Here is a 17,354-nt window from a genome sequence, read left to right on the forward strand (position 1 = left end):
GTGATGCAATATGCTAAAAAAATGTATTGGTTGTGGAAAAACACACTCATTTTTAGTGATTATCCTTATTGCTGCCATTATGATTGGGGTATGCGTCTTTTTTATATTTGGGGTAACATTTCCATATGGTCAAAATGTATCATCTGTAGTTCCAGTGAATGTTTCATCTTCCGGAAATAACTCCAGTTCCCTATTCTGTCATTGGCAGGATCTCACTATGGAGAAAGTAGGTATAAGAACTGTGACTGAACAGGACATGATCGCTTTCATTGTAAAATGGAATGAATTACGAAATTGGGGTGCATCTGATGCAGAAATTCTCTCTGCTGTCCAGACTCTGAAAGGTGCAGCTATTAAGGCAAATGTCTCCAGTGAAACTATACCTTTTATCCGGTTAGGAAAACCAGAGTGGGATGAATATGAGTACGTGATCGATCATATGCCAAGATTCTGTGCGGAAGTTGCCAGATTACTTGGGCAATCGGAAACAGAGATTGTGGAGTTCCCTGATGCAGTGCTCATCGATGAATGGGAAGAGCGGTTCGGATGTAGAAATAGTAATAGTCCGAATTGTTTATCCTTTATCCCTATTTTCCTGAAATGATTTTCTTTAACCTTTCCACCGAAACAAAGCTCGTTCCCGCTTTTTACGCATTACCAGATATAGCCAATGTGCATATTTTCTCCCTAAAACTGTGGCAGTGAACAGATAAGTGAACTGTCGACACTGTTCGATAGGGATTATCTACCAAAAAACCTGCCGTCTGATGCTATTTCAGCTGGGTATTTGCAAGGGCTTCGGTGAGAATGGAAATGATGATTATGCATTTGCCTATGCGTTCAATCAGAGAGGGGCAAGCACAGTAACTGGCTATAACGGAGAGGTAAATAGCTGGTATGATCATGCCATGATAAAAAAGATCGCAGATCTTCTTGTTAATGGTTATAACATACAAACTGCAATTTCGCAAGCAAAGTTCGATCCTGGAGATACTGATGCTGAAAACTATCCTGGTAGTGGTACATACATTCTGCTCTATGGATATACCGGGTGGCAACTATAATATAATGAGGCTCTAAGTTAGTAACTACCATGTCCCGCAGTACCCTTACCGCAATCGTTGTTACCACGTTCTGCTTCGCTGTCGCAATATTTGGCCTCAGTTATGCCTGCGTGTTCACCGAGGTGGACGGCCTTTCCATCATCTCCCACGGCATCCATGTCATTCCGCCCAACGAAACCGCACTCATTGAAAAGATGGAACAGTACGCCGAAGAGGATGGCTTTCGGAATTTTGTCGGAAGTGACGGAGCCAACGTGGCAGACTGCAAACGCGAAGGAGTCGTTATCACCATGCGGTACACCACACCGCACCTGTTGAACTGGACCGAACAGGATGGATCAAAAATTCAGATATTCGCAGAACGAATTACCGTAACCATCCCGGATCAACCTGACTCCGGCAGGAAAATGTCCTACTACATCATCGTGGATAAACCTGAAAAACGACTCGGTATGGTGACTCTTCAGATGCCTCGCGAACAGGCAAACGAACTGCTGAAGCTCGCTGGGCTGAACCCAATTGAAAAGAAACCTTGAGAGCGGCATACTGCCGGAACATCCCCACTTTTTTCAAAACGAAACTTCGGCCACTCTCTCTTTATACTTTCATTGCGATACAGCAAGATCATCAGAAATTCCCGTTCGCTTCAGGTGATAATTATGGCAAAAAACTATTTCTTCTGTTTGTTCGTCCTTTCCATCCTTTTGACCTCATCAATACTCACCGCAGGCTGTATCCAGCCGTCAACTGATCTGATAGAAAACGAATCCGAACCGGTTGATCCACTGCTTGCAAATTTTTCGAGTGACGATTTGATTTATATCAATAACATAACAACCGTCATGGACTACGTTGTTATTCAGGGAAAAAGACTTGGTGTCAACCTCACGGAAGAGGAGATGACGGTCCGTGCCGTGAAAGTTGCGGCAAAGTACGCTGATGCTCCTAATCCGTCTGAGCGGTCGATACCGCCCGGCTATTATGCCCTCAACTGGGGGGAATTCCACATCTCCATAGGGCGGGCATACAATCTGACGGATGAGGAAATTCTGCGGTATGTCCCCCTCACGTTCACGAGCAGAATCTACGGACATCATCATCAGCCAATTCCGGAGAACTATTACGACAGCGTCCTTGAACCGGAACACAAAGCGGTTACAGGACATCCATCCGGCTTCATCACCTAAACGACTTTATCATCATTTTTGGTAATACCCCTTTTTTCTCATAATCGTTCCAGCTTTGCCAAAAGCGTACACGCCGCACACAACCGGTTCTCTGTCGGCTCACCGCATCGCTCGCACACGCCCATCCTCCGTACCTCCCCGACCGCGGGGCCAAGTTTAGCCAGCAGTTCCTCCTGCCCCTCCACAATCGCGAGCATCGTACCCGGATACGTATACTCCAGCAGCCCCAGCTCGCTCCGCACGCCCGCCCGCAGCGCATACCGCAAGGAACAGTGATCTGCGTCCCGTCAGGAAGATGCACCAGAACCATTATAGATGTATTGGCGTTTTTGGAATAAAGCAATCTCCCCCGTACGGAGTTGCACCTTTATTCCTGAACATCCTATGGAAAACACAGAGTACACAGAAATGTTCACCCGCATGCCGCTTCGCGTCCTGCTTCGTTCGCCACTTCGTGGCTCACAACATCACGGAATAAACAAGAAAACCATGGAAACAGATTAATTTAGGATTCCATGATGTCCACCAACTGCTTCGTGATGTTTTTTTCTTCCGTGTACGTCGTGTCTTTCCGCGGAGCGGCGAGCACGGCTCTGCCGTGCGAATCGTGGGCTGGAATTCGATCGATGACGATCCTGTATAGGCAATCAACGAATTTAGGTGCAACGCCGGGAAGGGGAGGTCAGAGAGCTGCGTCCGTCCAGAGTTCACACTGCCGGATAACCGTATTTACTGCATCCTCCATTCCTTCCGGCGGGTAACGATGTTCTTTGAGCAGACGTTTTACCAACCGCCGCATGCCTGCCCGTGCCGTTTCCTTTTTCTGCCAGTCAATGGTTTTGTTTTTCCTCAGGAGATCGGTTAGTTCACGGGTAATTGCAATCAGTTCCTCATTTTCGTAAAAGTCTTTGACTGCCGCAGGTTTTGTCAGGGCATCATAAAACGCGGTCTCCTCAACCGTCAGGCCGAGTTTTTCTCCTGCGGCATGGGCTGAGGCCATATCCTTTGCCATGCCGAGAAGTTCTTCGATGACCTGTTCGTTGGTAAGCATTCCTTTCAGATACGAACTCATCGAACGGGAGAGAAGGTCGGAGAATCGTTCTGACTGCACAAGATTTGTCCGCTGATATACGGAGATCTGATCCGCCAGCAGTCTCTTCAGCAGTTCTACCGCGAGGTTCTTCTCCTTCATCTTCGCAATGTCTGCGAGAAATTTTGGATCGAAGAGGGAGAACTCCTGCTTGATATCCGAGAAGAGGTTGATGACTCCTTCGCTCTGGATGCTCTGCTTCAGAAGTTCATTGATACGGTCATTGAGTTCCCGAAGTGAAAGCTGTCCTTTGCTTTCAACGCGGGTTAGCAGTGTTCTGACTGCTTCGAAGTAGGCGGCAAGGAGCCGTTCATCCTGATTCAGCAGGCTCCGGCAGAGTGAAAGCGCCTGACGGAGAGCGAGGGATTCTTTGATGAAGATCTTTTTTGTTTCCTCCCGGTTCGGTGCGGAGAGAAAGTCCACACCTCCGCTGATAGCCCGTGCCCGATCGAGATCGGTTCCTTCAGAAAAACAGGAGTAGTCGTATCCATGCAGGAGGTCACGGCAAACTTCGAGTTTTTCATCGAACCTGGGTTTGGCGACTTTACTGATGTCGGTGTCGCCGTAGTTGTGCCGGTCGCGGCGGGTGTAGTCGTGCATCGCCTGACGGAGGTCGCGTGCGATTCCTACATAGTCGACTACGAGTCCTCCTTCTTTGTCGCCGAAGACGCGGTTTACCCGGGCGATTGCCTGCATGAGGTTGTGGCCGCTCATGGGTTTGTAGACGTACATGGTGGCAAGTGAAGGGACGTCAAAGCCGGTGAGCCACATGTCGACAACGATTGCGATCTTCAGGGGGTCGGTGTCGTCCTTGAACTTTTTTGCCATCTCGTCACGATGGGCTTTGGTGCCGATAATCTGCCGCCACTCTTCGGGGTCGTTGTTTGCGGAGGTCATGACAACGCCGATCTTTTCCTGCCAGGCGGGACGGAGGTCAAGGATCTTGCGGTAGATTTTCATGGCGATGTCGCGGGAGTAGGCGACGATCATTGCTTTGCCGGTGAGTTCGTACTGCCGGTTTGTTTCGTAGTGGGATACAATGTCCAAACAGAGGGCTTCGATGGTCTGGGGGGCGGCGAGGATGCTTTCAAGTCTGCTGAGTTCGCGTTTGCTTTTCTCAATGACGTATTCGGGGGCTTCTTCTGCGACGATATCATACTCCTGATCAATCTGATGAAGGATACTTTCGTTGAGATGGAGGTTGATGACACGGCTTTCGTAGTAGACGGGGCGGGTTGCGCCGTCTTCGACTGACTGGGTCATGTCGTAGATGTCGATGTAGTCACCGAAGATTTCCCGGGTATCTTTGTCTTTGGAGGAGATGGGGGTTCCGGTAAAGCCGATATAGGTTGCATTGGGGAGGCTGTCGCGGATCTTTCGTGCGGTACCGACTGAGATTTTTCCGGTTGTTGCGTTGATTTTTTCTTCGAGTCCGTACTGGCTGCGGTGGGCTTCGTCGGCGATGACGATGATGTTCCGCCGCAGGGAGAGCGGGTCGTCAGACTCCTCAAACTTCTGCATGGTGGTGAAGATGATGCCGTTTGCGCATCTTCCGGCAAGGAGTTGTCTGAGGTCGGTGCGGCTTTCGGCCTGGACGGGAGTCTGCCAGAGGAAGTCTTTGCAGTTGGCGAACTGGCCGAAGAGTTGGTTGTCGAGGTCGTTTCGGTCGGTGATGACAACGATGGTGGGATTTTCGAGGGCGATCTGGAGAAGTTTTGCGTAGAAGACCATGGAGAGGGATTTGCCGCTGCCCTGTGTGTGCCAGAAGACGCCGCCTTTTCCGTCGGTTTCTGTGGCGGTTTTGGTGGATTCAACGGCTTTTCTGACGGCGAAGTACTGGTGGTAGGCTGCGAGTATTTTGGTGTCGCTGTCTTCGGTCCGGGAGTAGCAGATGAAGTTTTTGAGGATGTCGATGAGCCGGGTTTTTTCCAGGATTCCTTCGAAGAGTATGTCGAATGCGGCGAATGAGGTGTTTTCGTAGTTGCCGTCGGTGGTTTTCCATTCCATGTACCGGTCTTCTTTGGCGGTGATGGTTCCGGCTTTGGAGGTTGCCTGATCGCTCATGATGCAGAAAGCGTTGTAGATGAAGAGGGAGGGGATGTCATGGAGGTAGTTGCGGAGCTGGCGGTAGGCTTCGGAGACGTCGGTGTTTTCGCGGGACGGGGATTTGAGTTCGATGACGATTACGGGGATGCCGTTTACGAAGATGACGATGTCAGGGCGTTTTTCTGCGTTGTCGATGACTGTCCACTGGTTTATGACGGTGAAGGTGTTGTTTTCCGGGTTGTGGTAGTCGATGAGCCGGATGAGGTCGGCTCGCTCTTCTCGACCGTCGAAGTATTTTACAGGGATGCCGTTCTGGAGGTAGTCGGTTGCGATGATGTTTTTGCGGGTGAGGGTTGGGGCGTCGATGGTTTTGAGTTTGCTGATGGCTTCGGTGATTGCGGCGGCGGGTTTGTGGGGGTTGATTTTCTGGAGGGCGGGGAGGAGGTCGTCTTCGTAGAGAGGGTTGTGATAGTCGCGGGGGATGTCCGGGCCGTAGCGGCGGGTGTAGCCGAGGCTCTGGATGAGTTCGAGGACGGCGTTTTCGAAGTTTGCTTCGGTGAAGGACATGGATTGCTTTTATTTTTTGTTCCAGATTTTATGCGGCAAGTTGCGGTACGATTGTTTCGAGGTTCTCATATGATATGGGCAGGATATCACAGGTGTTACATACATCCTCGACGCTTCTGCTGAGTGGTTTGCTTGAGCTGATGATTACATAGAGTCTGGAGTTTCTTACCTCCCGGATGTCATTCCATCTGAATGCCAGTGCTTCTATCTGTTGCAACGTGAGGTTGTTGTATGTCTGTATGAGTCTTTCTGGGGTTGTTTCATCAGGTGAAGGTGGGATCACCATTTCAAAGGAGTGTGTCATCCCTGATTTACCTGTGAGGGAGACTTTTGTGTTGAATCTGATTTTGTGTCTGGTGAGCCAGAGCTTGACATCCTCGGTGAACATCTGCCCGACATTTTGTTTGGAGGTATAGGAAAGATCGTTTACGGCAAGGATTGCCTGTATGAGGTTGTGTTTTTTCTGGGGAAATGTTTGTTTGGAGGTGATTACCTGTAGTTCATTTTCTTCACTGAGGTCGACACCAAGTCCTGAGAGTATTTCTTCAAGGAGTTCCTGACGTTTGTCTGTGTCCAGTCTGCATCCACATGATTCAAGGTCGTTGATGGTATATCCCCCATCACTGAGAATGTATCCCTGTTCACTGAGTTTTTTGAGATAAATCTGGATGCAGTCGTTGTTCCGGTCAAGGAAAGGTGTAGTAATTTCCTGATAGTCTCCGACATCCCTGATTGTAATCTGCTCACCAAACCAAGTGGTGTAGGATTGCAACAATGTATCTATGTCTGCTGCCATTGGTCTGCTCCGCGTTGGATTTCCGGTTTTTTCATGATCGTACAGAAGTTCATGAATTCGTCCAGCGTTTTCCAGGGGTCTTCAGGAGAAGTGAATGGGGTGTTTTCGAGAGTTTGTGCAAACCTTAGACTGTATCCTTCGCGATAGGTATGAAGATGCGGTCCAACGATGCGTTCTCCATCCGGATTTATGTGGACAAGGCTGGACCCTATATCAATACGTGCAAGGAGGATGTTGGTACTTTTGACCCGCAGTTGATCGGATACTTTGTAGAAGTCGTATTTACCGGGGGTGACAGTGAGATAAAACAGTTCTGATCTGTCAATGGCGATTATGGGGACTTCGAGACGACATCCGGCATCCGGGTATGTGTGGAGGTGATCATTAACACGTTGTTTGGGCAGGTAAAGGAGGGTGTCTGCGTTGCTTTGTGATACCAGCTGTTCATATGGTGGTTCAGGTTCACTTACACAGAGTGTCTGCCCGGAGTCAATCTGATAGAGAGTATCCTCATGCTGCATTGTACCTATTTTCCTCCGGAACCCAAGTCTGTTTAATTATGTTCTGAGTGATAATAAGTGTTTCTTTGGTTGTGTGATTCGATTTTATGTGCCGAGTGCTGGATTTTCACATATGATGGCGTCCTGTTCGATGATGGGGCGGAGAATAGGACTGATCCATTTTCTGCTGACGAGATCAATTTTTCTGCCGAATATCTGTTCGAGGTGATCATGCAGGCCGGTAAGGTTGGCAAGGGTTGCTTTTCCGGGCTGAAAGGTGTAGAGGATGTCGATGTCCGATTCAGGTGTGTCTTCACCCCGGCTGACGGATCCGAAGATGCCAATCTCGGCGATGCCGTAGGCTTCGCGGAGGCAGAGGAGTTCCTGCTCCAGCGTGGCGAGGACTGCGGATCGGATGGTGGCGTAGGGTTCGGGCATGGGGATTCCTCTGAATAGTATATATGTGAGGTATTTGTGCTGGGATGGTATTAGAGTTTCTCCTGTGGTGAAGGAAGCTTCTTCTCTGGATCTCTCTTGTCCGTAAGGGTAGAGTTATTTATGATGAACGGGTAAAGATTATATCATTACAATATGACCAAATTAGAATGGATCGAGATTGAAAATTTTCGGGGGATCTCTCATCTGAAATATGGACCGAAGCAGATCAATCTTTTAATTGGAAGGAATAATTCTGGAAAAACAAGTGTTCTTGATGCAATTTACACAAATCTTACTGGTAAGTATGATCCTAGGAAAGAACACGAAAAATCTTATCGAGCATATGATATAAAAATAGGAGCTGATTTTGCCAAAATATCATCTGATATCCATGAAGACATACTCTATAAAATGGATAAAACACTCCCATATGAGATCCAGAAAGAAGTAGATTCGAGATTATATTCTGCACTTCAAGTATTATATATGCAGATGAAACTCCCAAATAACACATTTGAAGAGGTATATTCCTTCCTATTGGACAAACTCAATATCTCAGTATCACTTCACGATGGTGAAATGTATATTTTTTTTGATCCACGAGAACTAAGATATAGTAAAGTGGATAACGCGACATACACTGATCTCCTCCAAAACATATTTGACTCAGCTGATTCATCCGTAAATAAAAGAAAAACTGCACAAATAACCCTCTCTAGTGATGATTTTCACCAAGGGATGGATGTGGAAAAATCAGATAATCGGCAAAATCCGACTAAACAAACAATACTATTTGATGAATCCCACTATAGATATAGAAGAACAACATATGAACTTCCATTCTTTCTTGCAGATATAATTAATCAGAATTATGATACTGGTCATGAAATAGTTGTTCGTGTAGATGATCTTAGTAGGGTGGCAAGCCGCAAATATTTCGAGAATGATGTTAGAATCTTAGAACTGGAAACTATAATAAAAGATTATAATATAATTCCAAACTTAGAACGCTTAACTGGAAAAGGAGTTGTTTATAAATCTGGAAATGGAGAGTTAACCAGTCTTCCATACATGATGCATGGTGCAGGATTTTTTTCATTATTAAAATTGATCGATAACATGAAAGACGCAGCTGGTGGTGTCCTTCTGATTGAGGAGCCGGAAAATAATCTGCATCCTGGATATCTGAGTGTGTTTGTTGAGCAGATGATGGTGCTTGCAAAGAAACTGAATGTGCAAGTATTTATGACAACCCACAGTTATGATCTGATTGAGGAACTGGCAGGGTATCCTGAGAGTGAGGAGGATCAGGAGATGATTCAGATATCAAGGATCGTGAACCGGAAAGGGACGCATGAGCTGTATAACTATTCTCCTCAGCGAGCCTTTGAGGAAATGGTGGAGTTGAAGATGGATCTTCGGGGGACATGATGGCAGGGAAGACGGTTGTTCTTTGTGAGGGAAGGCATGATCTGATCTTTTTATCTCTTCTTCTGAAACGTGCGAGACGGAAGTTTCTGCCAATGGATTGGGATAATATCTGCAGGCAGTCGGAGGTGTCCGGAGAGCGACGAGTGATTCAGGATTTTCTGCGGCATCAGGAACGGAGTTCTTTTTTGATTAAGCAGGACAATAACCGGAATACCTGCATTACTCATTTCTGGATAATTTATGGGTATGCGGATGAAAAGTATTCGTTAAAGATGGTTCTGGATTCAGATAATGGGCTTACGCTGCGAGGGTTGAAAGCTGAGATGTTGCGTGCGACTCAGAAAGATTTGCTGAATCAGTGTTCGGATTGCAGTTTTTCTCTGAAGACAGAGGAGAAGTCGGGATTTTTTTTGTATCCAACGACACTTACAGAATCTGTTCTTGCGGTAACCGGGAAAAATCTGAATAATTTTCATGATGGTGATTCGCAAAGGAAAGTGCTTGAGGAGTTTTTGGAGGAAGAGGTTAAGTGGGTGGGAGAGTTAGAGAGGTTTTTATTGCAGTCTCAGACATCTACTTGAAAAATATTAGACTATCTTCCTCTGTTATTTTTCCAGATAATCCATAGAGATAGAAGACATTTGAACGAAAAGAAAAGGAAATGCAAGGGATGGCTGTTCAAAATTTATTCCTGCAATTAACGGATAAAGCTATTGAAAACCCTGTATTTCAAACAAAAATGAACGAGGCACTTGAGAATGGCGTAAAACAAAATCAGGGGATGAATAACTCCTCCTTAAAATAATTTACTGGAGTTAGTTACTTATTGTTTATTACTCCTGAGATTTGATTCATAATATTTTCACAGTTAGTTAATACAACTCTCTTTCCAGATTGGCTAACATGACTATTATGGGCCATAAGATTCCTAACGAGAGCTATTTCCTCAATTTTTACTTTAATCCAATTTTGATCCGGGAAGTAACTACTAAAAATATTCCAATTTAATGTAATTACCGTGGATATGTCCTTAAAATCAAGATAATAAATTTCCGAATCTCCACGTGAATTTAGCCATCTATTCTGTTCATCCTTCGCTTTTCTTTTTGTAATTTCATTCATGATTTGTGATGACACATAATCTGATAGATGATATCCGTCACCATAATTTTTGAGAAATATTTGGTTAATAAAATGGCGAAATGTGTTCTCAATATAGTATATTGCCAAGTATATCTCTGCCATATCTGCCCCCATTATTTTGAGATCTGCATGTATTTCATTTAGGAAAGGGAAGGCAGTAATGATCTCTGAAACTTCATCTGAAAGTGACACTCTGTCCATTGAGGGTGCTATCTCGACAACTAGGAAATACCCAGTCTCGTAGGGCAATAGTTTATTTGCAATTTTTTCGATCCGATCCGAATATGTCTTATCGTCTGTAAAATAAACATAACCGTCAAAAGGAACTGAGATCCTTAGTATACAATCTATCTGATTCCAGACCCTTCGATTATAATATCCATCTGAATGAAAACTACACTTTGAACCTCTCAATACTTTGGCGATGTTGGCGTCCAATGGCTCCCTTTCAAGTTGAAGGCAACGAATTATCATATTTAAAAAGTCTACTTCGTTTGGTAACGCATAGGTAAACTCACTCATGCTATTATCTCTCCATCAAGCAGTTCTTGCAATAATCTATCTCTGATCGTTCTTAAATCTCTCTTTTCCTCGTCTTGTGTTTTTACCAGCGAATAAAGAATATCTGCTATCATCTCGAATATCTTCACCACATTTTTTTGCGGAATGATAATCTGTTCACTCATAGCCGCCTCACGATTTAACCCCGGAACCGCAGAGTCTGCACTTAAATGCGACAGCTGAAGTTTTTCCAGCATAGAATAAAGATAATGTAATCCATAATCTTTGCTAAGAGGAACGACATAGAACGTTGTGTCAATTGGATAGAAATTATATGGAGACCATGTAATGATGCCAGGATTTCCTTTTCTACCTACGATTATCCCCGGTCCTTCCACGAGCCATTCGTTATGCCATCCAACAATCCCATTAGAACCAAAGACAGGATAGGGACCACCAAGTCGATCGTTCTCTTTCAATGGTTTTCCATAAGAGAAGGTGACAAGGTCACGTAGATTCCCAACTCTCCACCCCTCCGGTATCTCCCCCATCTCGCTTGCGATCATCCGCCCCCCGGAGCTTTTGTAGGGCTTTCCTTCGTCATTCGGGAACTCGAACTCCACGAACCACCGATGGAACAACGCCCGGGCGATCTCCTCCAGCACCTTGTTCATGCGGGTGTTGATCTCGATCTTGTCATCAAGCGAGGAAAGAATGGCGGCGATCTTCTGTTGAATTTTCATTGGAGGAATCGGAATCTCAAATAGAGGAATTTCACGACAGTTTAAACTATCAAATACTGCACCTCTATTCAGATATTTTTCAACCTGAACCCAATACTGCGGACTGCGAAGTACCCATCGAAGATATTTTTGTGACAATTGTTTTCCATCTGAACGCAGAAGAACTAAGTTCTGGCCAATCGCGCATTCAAGTCCTTCTGGGACAACAGCAGTATCACCAACTCTAGCACGACGAGTTAATATGATATCACCTGCTTGAGGTTTTATTTTTTTAGTCCATTTTAGATAATCTTCTTTTGAAATTCGTCGCACATTCGTCAGATCTAATCTACCGTTCTGAATATCTGGTATTGCAATATAGGGGTAACCAGATACATTAGGTTTAGGGGTTTTATGTTCGCAATCTAAGAGAGAAACACCAACATCACAAAGGCGCTTTAATGGATAATTATTACTCAATGATTTCCCTCCTCTTTAATTCACTGAGGTATATTCCCAGCTCCTCTGAAAGTGAGTTGTATTTTGATCGAATTGTACTGGTAGTATTATAGCACTCCATTTCTTTAACCGGAAGATCCATTTTCATGATGTAAATATGCCTGTATGAGCTGAGTTGTTTTTTGCACATCGCAAGATATTCAAAATATGAATTCACAACATTCTCATTTAGGAATGGCCGAGATTTGTGGATTAACTCAGTGAGTTTTTTGAGATTATCCTCTGCATCTTTTAGAAGAATCTGGGGTTCGGGCTGAGTGTAAATAAGACCATCCGGAAATAACCACTCAATTGCAGAAAAACAATCAACGAGTGTGGATTGAAGTTCTACATATAGTCCAAATTCGTAATTGAACTCAGTTTTAGTAATATAGTTTGTTCTTTCGAGACTACTTTTGTACGTTTCTAATCTCGCATCCAAACTATGTTGAAATTTGGAGTTTGAATGGTGTACATAAATCCCAATTAAACTTGGTAATATAATTGATATTCCGATAGCAGCCCAAGACATGACATCTGATTGAAATAAACCCTCCATTACCGCACCTCAAACCCGATACTCCCCAGTTGCCTCTTGATCTCTTCCTCAGCCTTCCGGCTTTCCGCAAACACATCCGAAAGCTCACGCATCAACCTCATCTTCTCCCCCTCCAGTACTCCGGCTCCATCTCCCGTAGCACCTGCATCTCTCCCGCAAGAAACTCCTCCACATCCTCCACCTTCGGCAGCACCACCTCGTACTTCGACACAAACACCTCATGAGAAAGCCCTGCCGTCGCATACTCCGCGATACCGTCGTCCTTTCCCGGACACAACACCAGCCCAACCGGAGGATTATCTCCCTCCGTCTTCACATTCGCCGCAAACCAGTTCAGATACATATTCATCTGCCCAGCATGGGCATAACTCAGCCGCTCCCGCTTCAGATCCACCAGCACATGACACTTCAGCACGCGGTGATAAAACACCAGATCCACAAAGAAATACTCATCCCCGATCAGGATCCGCTTCTGCCGTGCCTCAAAACAAAACCCGTGTCCCAGCTCCAGCAAAAACGCCTCCAGCTTATCCAGAAGCGCTGACTCAAACGCCGACTCCTCCATAACCTCACACGGCTTGAGCCCCAGAAACTCAAACACATACGGATCCCGGATCGCAAGAGAAGGACGCACCATCTCCGCACCGGAATTTGCCAGCACCGACAGAGCCGCCTTATCCTTTGACACCCCCGACCGCTCAAAATACATCGAATCGATCTGCCGTTTCAGCTCCCGGACCGACCAGCATCCTCTGATACATTCTGTTTCATAGAATAATCGTTTTACCGGAGGTTCTAACTGCATAATTTCACAAATATGTGAGTATGACAATGATGAAACAAGTTTTTCAGCAGGTGTTTTGAATTTGGGAGACGGTGTCTCCCAAATTCCTTCTATTAAAGCATGTCGCTGTTTTTCTCCTTCGGGGCAGATCAGAAGATACTGTTCGCGAACACTGCCGGAAAGAAGATCACCAATCTGGGGATACACTTTATAGAACAACACATACCGCTTCAACTCCCGGACATCACACCGCCGCAGCCCCGCCTCCCGGAGTGCCGCCGCAATCCGCTCAAACAATCTCTCCCCATACACCGCACGATCCGCACCACACAGCTCAAACTCCGCAATATACGCACCAACACACCAGTTCCGCATCGTCAGACTCACGTTCACCGCCTTTGCCGCAGACGACACAAACTGCGAATCAACATCCCGAATAGATCCAATCAGCGAATCAAACGAAAACTCCTCCATTCACCGCACCTCAAACCCGATACTCGCCAGCTGTTTCTTAATCTCCTCCTCAGCTTTCCGGCTCTCCGCAAACAACTCTGACAACTCCCCCGTCAGCCGTGCCATCTTCTCCTCAAACGGCTCCCCATCCTCCTCTGCATCCGCAACCCCCACATACCTCCCGGGCGTCAGAACAAAATCCTGCTTCGCAATATCCTCAGTGGATACCACCGCACAGAACCCCTTCTCATCCGCAAGCGTCCCGTCCTCGAACGCCGAAAACGCACCCGCAATTCTCCTGACATCCTCATCCGTCAGCTCGCGGAGCTTCCGGGACACCATCGTCCCAAGACCCCGGGCATCCACAAACAGCGTCTTCCCCTTCTGCCGCTTGTCCCGCTCAATAAACCACAGAGAAACCTGAATCGGTGTCGTATAAAACAACTGCGGCGGCATCGCAACAACCGCCGCCACCAGATCCGCCTCAACAATCCTTCTCCGGATCTCACCTTCCCCTCCCGACTGCGAAGAAAGCGACCCGTTCGCAAGAACCAGCCCCATCCTTCCCTTCGGCGCAAGATGATGAATCATATGCTGCATCCACGCAAAGTTCGCATTCCCCGCCGGAGGCAGACCAAACTTCCACCGCACATCATCCTTCAGCTTATCCGCACCCCAGTTCGACAGATTAAACGGCGGATTCGCCAGAATAAAATCCGCCCGGAGTGACGGATGCAGATCATTGAAAAACGTATCCGCCGCAAACCCTCCGAGATCCGCCTCAATCCCCCGGATAGCCAGATTCATCTGCGCCATCTTCCACGTCGTCGGATTCGCATCCTGCCCGTACACCGAAATATCATTAATCCGTCCCTGATGCTCCTCCACAAACCTCGCTGACTGCACAAACATTCCTCCGCTCCCGCAGCAGGGATCATATACCCGTCCCCTGAACGGCTCGAGAACTGCCACAAGCGTCCGCACCACCGACGCAGGCGTATAAAACTCCCCGGCAAGCTTCCCCTCCTGCTCCGCGAAATTCTTCAGGCAGTACTCATACGTCCGCCCCAGAATATCCTTACTTGCCCCGTGCTCAGCCATCGAAATATTCGTAAACAGATCCACCACCTCGCCAAGCCGCCGCTTATCCAGCTCCGGTCTCGCAAAATTTTTCGGCAGCACATCCTTCAGCCGCTTGTTTTCCCGCTCAATTGCCCGCATCGCCGCATCAATCACCACACCAATCTCCTCAGTATGCGCAGCTGCCGCAATCACCTCCCATCGTGCCTCCGCAGGAACATAAAAAATTCCCTCGGACAGATACTCATCATGATCCTCTTCAAACCCGTCACCCTCCGCAACCAGCTCCTGATACTTTACCGAAAACGTATCAGAAATATACTTCAGAAAAATCAAACCCAGGATAACATGCTTATACTCCGCAGCATCCATATTCCCGCGAAGAATACACGCCGCATTCCATATCTTCTGCTCAAAACCAATATCCGCAGTATTTTTTTCGGCCATTCCTTTCACTCCGTCGCAAATTCTGCGAACAATAAATCAATTATAGACTACTCCTCCACATAAAATCATCGTTTCTCTCTCCTTGCAGTGCCATCGTTACAGAGAAGAAAAAAAAACATCACAAAGAATAGCGGCAATCTGTTTATAGAAAACAAAAATATCCGATATAGACTGCCAAAAACAATCCCGGATAATACAAACGTCATCACAGGGATAGCACGATCAGAATCATGACTTCGAACCAAAAGAAAAAAACAGCTGCCGGAGCATCTGCCGCCTTGATACCGCAAAAATACCAGCATCCCGGAAACACCTCGCCCGCCCAAAAGCGTACATCATACATTTTATCAATACAATCAACCTACCCTATCACAAAAGAGGGAACCTGCATGGGAAAAGCTGAAATATTCGTCTGTCCTCACTGCGGCAGGGAAATCTGGATTTCTGAAGGACTTGGTTTCGCGGACTGTCCCGAAATCGTGTTCACCTGCCGGACCGGGGAATATCCGCATCTCAGAGAACGCATGGAACCCCCCGCCTATCAGCAGACACGGGATCTCCTCAACGCAGGAGCAGCCCCGTTCGATATCGATGGACTCCCCCAGCAAAACCGGTATGGGCGTAACTGCTACATCTGCCCGGACTGTCACATACTCCAAAGCCGCTTCACCATAACTCTGCAACTCCCCGACGGAACACTATTCATCCCGGAATATCGCTGTGAAACCTGTAACGCACCGCTTCGTCCCTACCCAAAACGCAGCAAAAAACCAGCCCTCCTTCACTGCAAAAACTGCAACACCACCTTTGACATGCACGCAGAAAACATCACCCGCATGATGGCATGGATTGACTAACCTCTCTCCTCCAGCTTTGCCAAAAGCGTACACGCCGCACACAACCGGTTCTCTGTCGGCTCGCCGCATCGCTCGCACACGCCCATCCTCCGTACCTCCCCGACCGCGGGGCCAAGTTTAGCCAGCAGTTCCTCCTGCCCCTCCACAATCGCGAGCATCGTACCCGGATACGTATACTCCAGCAGCCCCAGCTCGCTCCGCACGCCCGCCCGCAGCGCATACCGCGTATACGGACACTCCGGCAGACTCGTCAGCAGATGATTCACCATCCCGTATGCAACCGTCGCCCGCTCCGTACACCGGCAGAGCGGCTTAATCCGGGGAATGAACAGATCGCCCGCATTTGTTTTGTAGTTCTCTGCAACCCGGGTAATATCCCCCCGAAGATAATTCATCAGAACAGACTGCGCCTCATCATCCATACAATGCCCGGTCGCAATCCGATCTGCCTCCGCCTCCCGTGCCGCCAGATTCAGCGCACGTCTCCGCAGCGTCCCGCACACCGAACACGCCCGCTCCGGAGCAGCCGCAAGCAGCTCATCCAGCGTCTTCCCGCACACATCCGCAAACGAAAGAATACGGTGCTCCACCCCAAGACGTTTCACCAGCGTCTCTGCCGCACGAATCGTCTCGTCCCGATAATCGGCAATGCCCTCATCTACCGTAACTGCCACAAACTCCGTATCCGGATACAACTTCACCAGAACCGACAGAAGAACCGTACTATCCTTCCCGCCCGAAAGCCCGACCGCAACCCGCGAACCTGCGGGGATCATCCCGTAACGGCAAACCGTTTCTGCGACGAGATGCTCATACCACGCCGAAAAATGCTCACCGCACAGAGCCTCACCGCTTTCTGTATCACGCCAGACCGCACGCTTCCCGCACCGATCACAAACCGCCATCCGCTTACCCGCCGTGGACAATAGATGTTGTCACAAGAACCTGCTCATCGGTGACAACATCATCCGCAAGCAACAGCTCACCCCCGCAGGTCACCAGAATCTCATACGGATTCAGCGAAAGACCCGCCAGAATCTCCTCAACCGTCCCGGCAGGAGCCGACGCCGTTGTCCCGTCCGGAAGATGCACAAGAACCATCACTCACTTATTGGTGCTTTGAAAATAAAACAGATCACCCCTACGCTGCAGTATCCCGCAACTCTTTATCACCAGCCGTAAAAGAAGTAC

General features: G+C 47.5%; 19 protein-coding genes. 7 read left to right on the plus strand and 12 right to left on the minus strand.

Annotation, left to right across the window (positions count from 1 at the left end; genetic code table 11):
• Positions 1–10 precede the first annotated feature (10 nt).
• From O0S10_RS07155 to O0S10_RS07170, 4 genes are all read left to right on the plus strand, one after another.
• The gene (locus O0S10_RS07155; protein ID WP_268925200.1) at positions 11–604 is read left to right on the plus strand and encodes a hypothetical protein; all 594 of its coding nucleotides are present in this window, start codon (positions 11–13) and stop codon (positions 602–604) included.
• A 163-nt stretch (positions 605–767) separates the two neighbouring features.
• Positions 768–1,064, plus strand: coding sequence for a hypothetical protein (locus tag O0S10_RS07160; RefSeq protein WP_268925201.1), 297 nt, complete (start codon positions 768–770; stop codon positions 1,062–1,064).
• A gap of 29 nt (positions 1,065–1,093) precedes the next feature.
• Entirely contained in the window at positions 1,094–1,600 is a 507-nt protein-coding gene (locus tag O0S10_RS07165; RefSeq protein WP_268925202.1) for a hypothetical protein, read from the plus strand.
• Between the two features lie 123 nt (positions 1,601–1,723).
• Positions 1,724–2,251, plus strand: coding sequence for a hypothetical protein (locus tag O0S10_RS07170; RefSeq protein ID WP_268925203.1), 528 nt, complete (start codon positions 1,724–1,726; stop codon positions 2,249–2,251).
• A 38-nt stretch (positions 2,252–2,289) separates the two neighbouring features.
• Here O0S10_RS07170 and O0S10_RS07175 read toward each other — a convergent pair whose 3' ends face one another.
• The 5 genes from O0S10_RS07175 to O0S10_RS07195 all read right to left on the minus strand — a co-directional run bounded on the left by O0S10_RS07175 (position 2,290) and on the right by O0S10_RS07195 (position 7,688).
• Positions 2,290–2,517, minus strand: a complete 228-nt coding sequence (locus O0S10_RS07175) for a hypothetical protein (protein ID WP_268925204.1) — start codon at positions 2,515–2,517, stop codon at positions 2,290–2,292.
• Between the two features lie 416 nt (positions 2,518–2,933).
• Positions 2,934–5,954 (minus strand): type I restriction endonuclease subunit R, encoded by a 3,021-nt coding sequence (locus O0S10_RS07180; protein WP_268925205.1) that lies wholly within the window; start codon positions 5,952–5,954, stop codon positions 2,934–2,936.
• 28 nt (positions 5,955–5,982) lie between these two features.
• Positions 5,983–6,750, minus strand: a complete 768-nt coding sequence (locus O0S10_RS07185; RefSeq protein ID WP_268925206.1) for a DUF1828 domain-containing protein — start codon at positions 6,748–6,750, stop codon at positions 5,983–5,985.
• Positions 6,735–7,271: a DUF6978 family protein gene (locus O0S10_RS07190; RefSeq protein WP_268925207.1), complete on the minus strand. Its 537-nt coding sequence runs from the start codon at positions 7,269–7,271 to the stop codon at positions 6,735–6,737. The genes O0S10_RS07185 and O0S10_RS07190 overlap by 16 nt, the downstream gene beginning before the upstream one ends.
• An 84-nt stretch (positions 7,272–7,355) precedes the next feature.
• Complete coding sequence (locus tag O0S10_RS07195) at positions 7,356–7,688, minus strand: nucleotidyltransferase family protein (RefSeq protein ID WP_268925208.1); 333 nt, start codon at positions 7,686–7,688, stop codon at positions 7,356–7,358.
• A gap of 153 nt (positions 7,689–7,841) precedes the next feature.
• Here O0S10_RS07195 and O0S10_RS07200 point away from each other — a divergent pair, with 153 nt between their 5' ends.
• Positions 7,842–9,119, plus strand: a complete 1,278-nt coding sequence (locus O0S10_RS07200) for an AAA family ATPase (protein WP_268925209.1) — start codon at positions 7,842–7,844, stop codon at positions 9,117–9,119.
• The gene (locus O0S10_RS07205; protein WP_268925210.1) at positions 9,116–9,700 is read left to right on the plus strand and encodes a hypothetical protein; all 585 of its coding nucleotides are present in this window, start codon (positions 9,116–9,118) and stop codon (positions 9,698–9,700) included. The genes O0S10_RS07200 and O0S10_RS07205 overlap by 4 nt, the downstream gene beginning before the upstream one ends.
• Before the next feature lie 238 nt (positions 9,701–9,938).
• Here O0S10_RS07205 and O0S10_RS07210 read toward each other — a convergent pair whose 3' ends face one another.
• From O0S10_RS07210 to O0S10_RS07230, 5 genes are all read right to left on the minus strand, one after another.
• Positions 9,939–10,784 (minus strand): Swt1 family HEPN domain-containing protein, encoded by an 846-nt coding sequence (locus O0S10_RS07210; RefSeq protein WP_268925211.1) that lies wholly within the window; start codon positions 10,782–10,784, stop codon positions 9,939–9,941.
• The gene (locus O0S10_RS07215; RefSeq protein WP_268925212.1) at positions 10,781–11,965 is read right to left on the minus strand and encodes a restriction endonuclease subunit S; all 1,185 of its coding nucleotides are present in this window, start codon (positions 11,963–11,965) and stop codon (positions 10,781–10,783) included. Before O0S10_RS07215 ends, O0S10_RS07210 begins: the two co-directional genes overlap by 4 nt.
• Entirely contained in the window at positions 11,958–12,542 is a 585-nt protein-coding gene (locus O0S10_RS07220) for a hypothetical protein (RefSeq protein ID WP_268925213.1), read from the minus strand. The genes O0S10_RS07215 and O0S10_RS07220 overlap by 8 nt, the downstream gene beginning before the upstream one ends.
• A gap of 97 nt (positions 12,543–12,639) precedes the next feature.
• Entirely contained in the window at positions 12,640–13,800 is a 1,161-nt protein-coding gene (locus O0S10_RS07225; protein ID WP_268925214.1) for a PDDEXK nuclease domain-containing protein, read from the minus strand.
• The gene (locus O0S10_RS07230; protein ID WP_268925215.1) at positions 13,801–15,306 is read right to left on the minus strand and encodes a type I restriction-modification system subunit M; all 1,506 of its coding nucleotides are present in this window, start codon (positions 15,304–15,306) and stop codon (positions 13,801–13,803) included.
• A gap of 389 nt (positions 15,307–15,695) precedes the next feature.
• Here O0S10_RS07230 and O0S10_RS07235 point away from each other — a divergent pair, with 389 nt between their 5' ends.
• Positions 15,696–16,163: a hypothetical protein gene (locus O0S10_RS07235; protein ID WP_268925216.1), complete on the plus strand. Its 468-nt coding sequence runs from the start codon at positions 15,696–15,698 to the stop codon at positions 16,161–16,163.
• On the opposite strand, the gene O0S10_RS07240 is transcribed toward O0S10_RS07235, so the two are convergent.
• Together O0S10_RS07240 and O0S10_RS07245 are read right to left on the minus strand one after the other, a co-directional pair.
• On the minus strand, positions 16,160–17,068 hold the full coding sequence (locus tag O0S10_RS07240) for a TIGR00269 family protein (protein ID WP_268925217.1): 909 nt from the start codon (positions 17,066–17,068) through the stop codon (positions 16,160–16,162). The genes O0S10_RS07235 and O0S10_RS07240 overlap by 4 nt on opposite strands.
• Positions 17,069–17,072: 4 nt before the next feature.
• The gene (locus O0S10_RS07245) at positions 17,073–17,264 is read right to left on the minus strand and encodes a hypothetical protein (protein WP_268925218.1); all 192 of its coding nucleotides are present in this window, start codon (positions 17,262–17,264) and stop codon (positions 17,073–17,075) included.
• Positions 17,265–17,354: the final 90 nt, after the last annotated feature.

This window comes from Methanocorpusculum petauri (assembly GCF_026891975.1).
In the GTDB taxonomy this organism is placed as follows: domain Archaea; phylum Halobacteriota; class Methanomicrobia; order Methanomicrobiales; family Methanocorpusculaceae; genus Methanocorpusculum; species Methanocorpusculum petauri.

What these genes read in the sequence shown, in the direction of transcription:
- O0S10_RS07155 (WP_268925200.1), top strand. Translation starts at nt 11, where the DNA reads ATGCTAAAAAAATGTATTGGTTGTGGAAAAACACACTCATTTTTAGTG.
- O0S10_RS07160 (WP_268925201.1), top strand. Translation starts at nt 768, where the DNA reads ATGCTATTTCAGCTGGGTATTTGCAAGGGCTTCGGTGAGAATGGAAAT.
- O0S10_RS07165 (WP_268925202.1), top strand. Translation starts at nt 1,094, where the DNA reads ATGTCCCGCAGTACCCTTACCGCAATCGTTGTTACCACGTTCTGCTTC.
- O0S10_RS07170 (WP_268925203.1), top strand. Translation starts at nt 1,724, where the DNA reads ATGGCAAAAAACTATTTCTTCTGTTTGTTCGTCCTTTCCATCCTTTTG.
- O0S10_RS07180 (WP_268925205.1), bottom strand. Translation starts at nt 5,954, where the DNA reads ATGTCCTTCACCGAAGCAAACTTCGAAAACGCCGTCCTCGAACTCATC.
- O0S10_RS07185 (WP_268925206.1), bottom strand. Translation starts at nt 6,750, where the DNA reads ATGGCAGCAGACATAGATACATTGTTGCAATCCTACACCACTTGGTTT.
- O0S10_RS07190 (WP_268925207.1), bottom strand. Translation starts at nt 7,271, where the DNA reads ATGCAGCATGAGGATACTCTCTATCAGATTGACTCCGGGCAGACACTC.
- O0S10_RS07195 (WP_268925208.1), bottom strand. Translation starts at nt 7,688, where the DNA reads ATGCCCGAACCCTACGCCACCATCCGATCCGCAGTCCTCGCCACGCTG.
- O0S10_RS07200 (WP_268925209.1), top strand. Translation starts at nt 7,842, where the DNA reads ATGACCAAATTAGAATGGATCGAGATTGAAAATTTTCGGGGGATCTCT.
- O0S10_RS07205 (WP_268925210.1), top strand. Translation starts at nt 9,116, where the DNA reads ATGATGGCAGGGAAGACGGTTGTTCTTTGTGAGGGAAGGCATGATCTG.
- O0S10_RS07210 (WP_268925211.1), bottom strand. Translation starts at nt 10,784, where the DNA reads ATGAGTGAGTTTACCTATGCGTTACCAAACGAAGTAGACTTTTTAAAT.
- O0S10_RS07220 (WP_268925213.1), bottom strand. Translation starts at nt 12,542, where the DNA reads ATGGAGGGTTTATTTCAATCAGATGTCATGTCTTGGGCTGCTATCGGA.
- O0S10_RS07225 (WP_268925214.1), bottom strand. Translation starts at nt 13,800, where the DNA reads ATGGAGGAGTTTTCGTTTGATTCGCTGATTGGATCTATTCGGGATGTT.
- O0S10_RS07230 (WP_268925215.1), bottom strand. Translation starts at nt 15,306, where the DNA reads ATGGCCGAAAAAAATACTGCGGATATTGGTTTTGAGCAGAAGATATGG.
- O0S10_RS07235 (WP_268925216.1), top strand. Translation starts at nt 15,696, where the DNA reads ATGGGAAAAGCTGAAATATTCGTCTGTCCTCACTGCGGCAGGGAAATC.
- O0S10_RS07240 (WP_268925217.1), bottom strand. Translation starts at nt 17,068, where the DNA reads ATGGCGGTTTGTGATCGGTGCGGGAAGCGTGCGGTCTGGCGTGATACA.
- O0S10_RS07245 (WP_268925218.1), bottom strand. Translation starts at nt 17,264, where the DNA reads ATGGTTCTTGTGCATCTTCCGGACGGGACAACGGCGTCGGCTCCTGCC.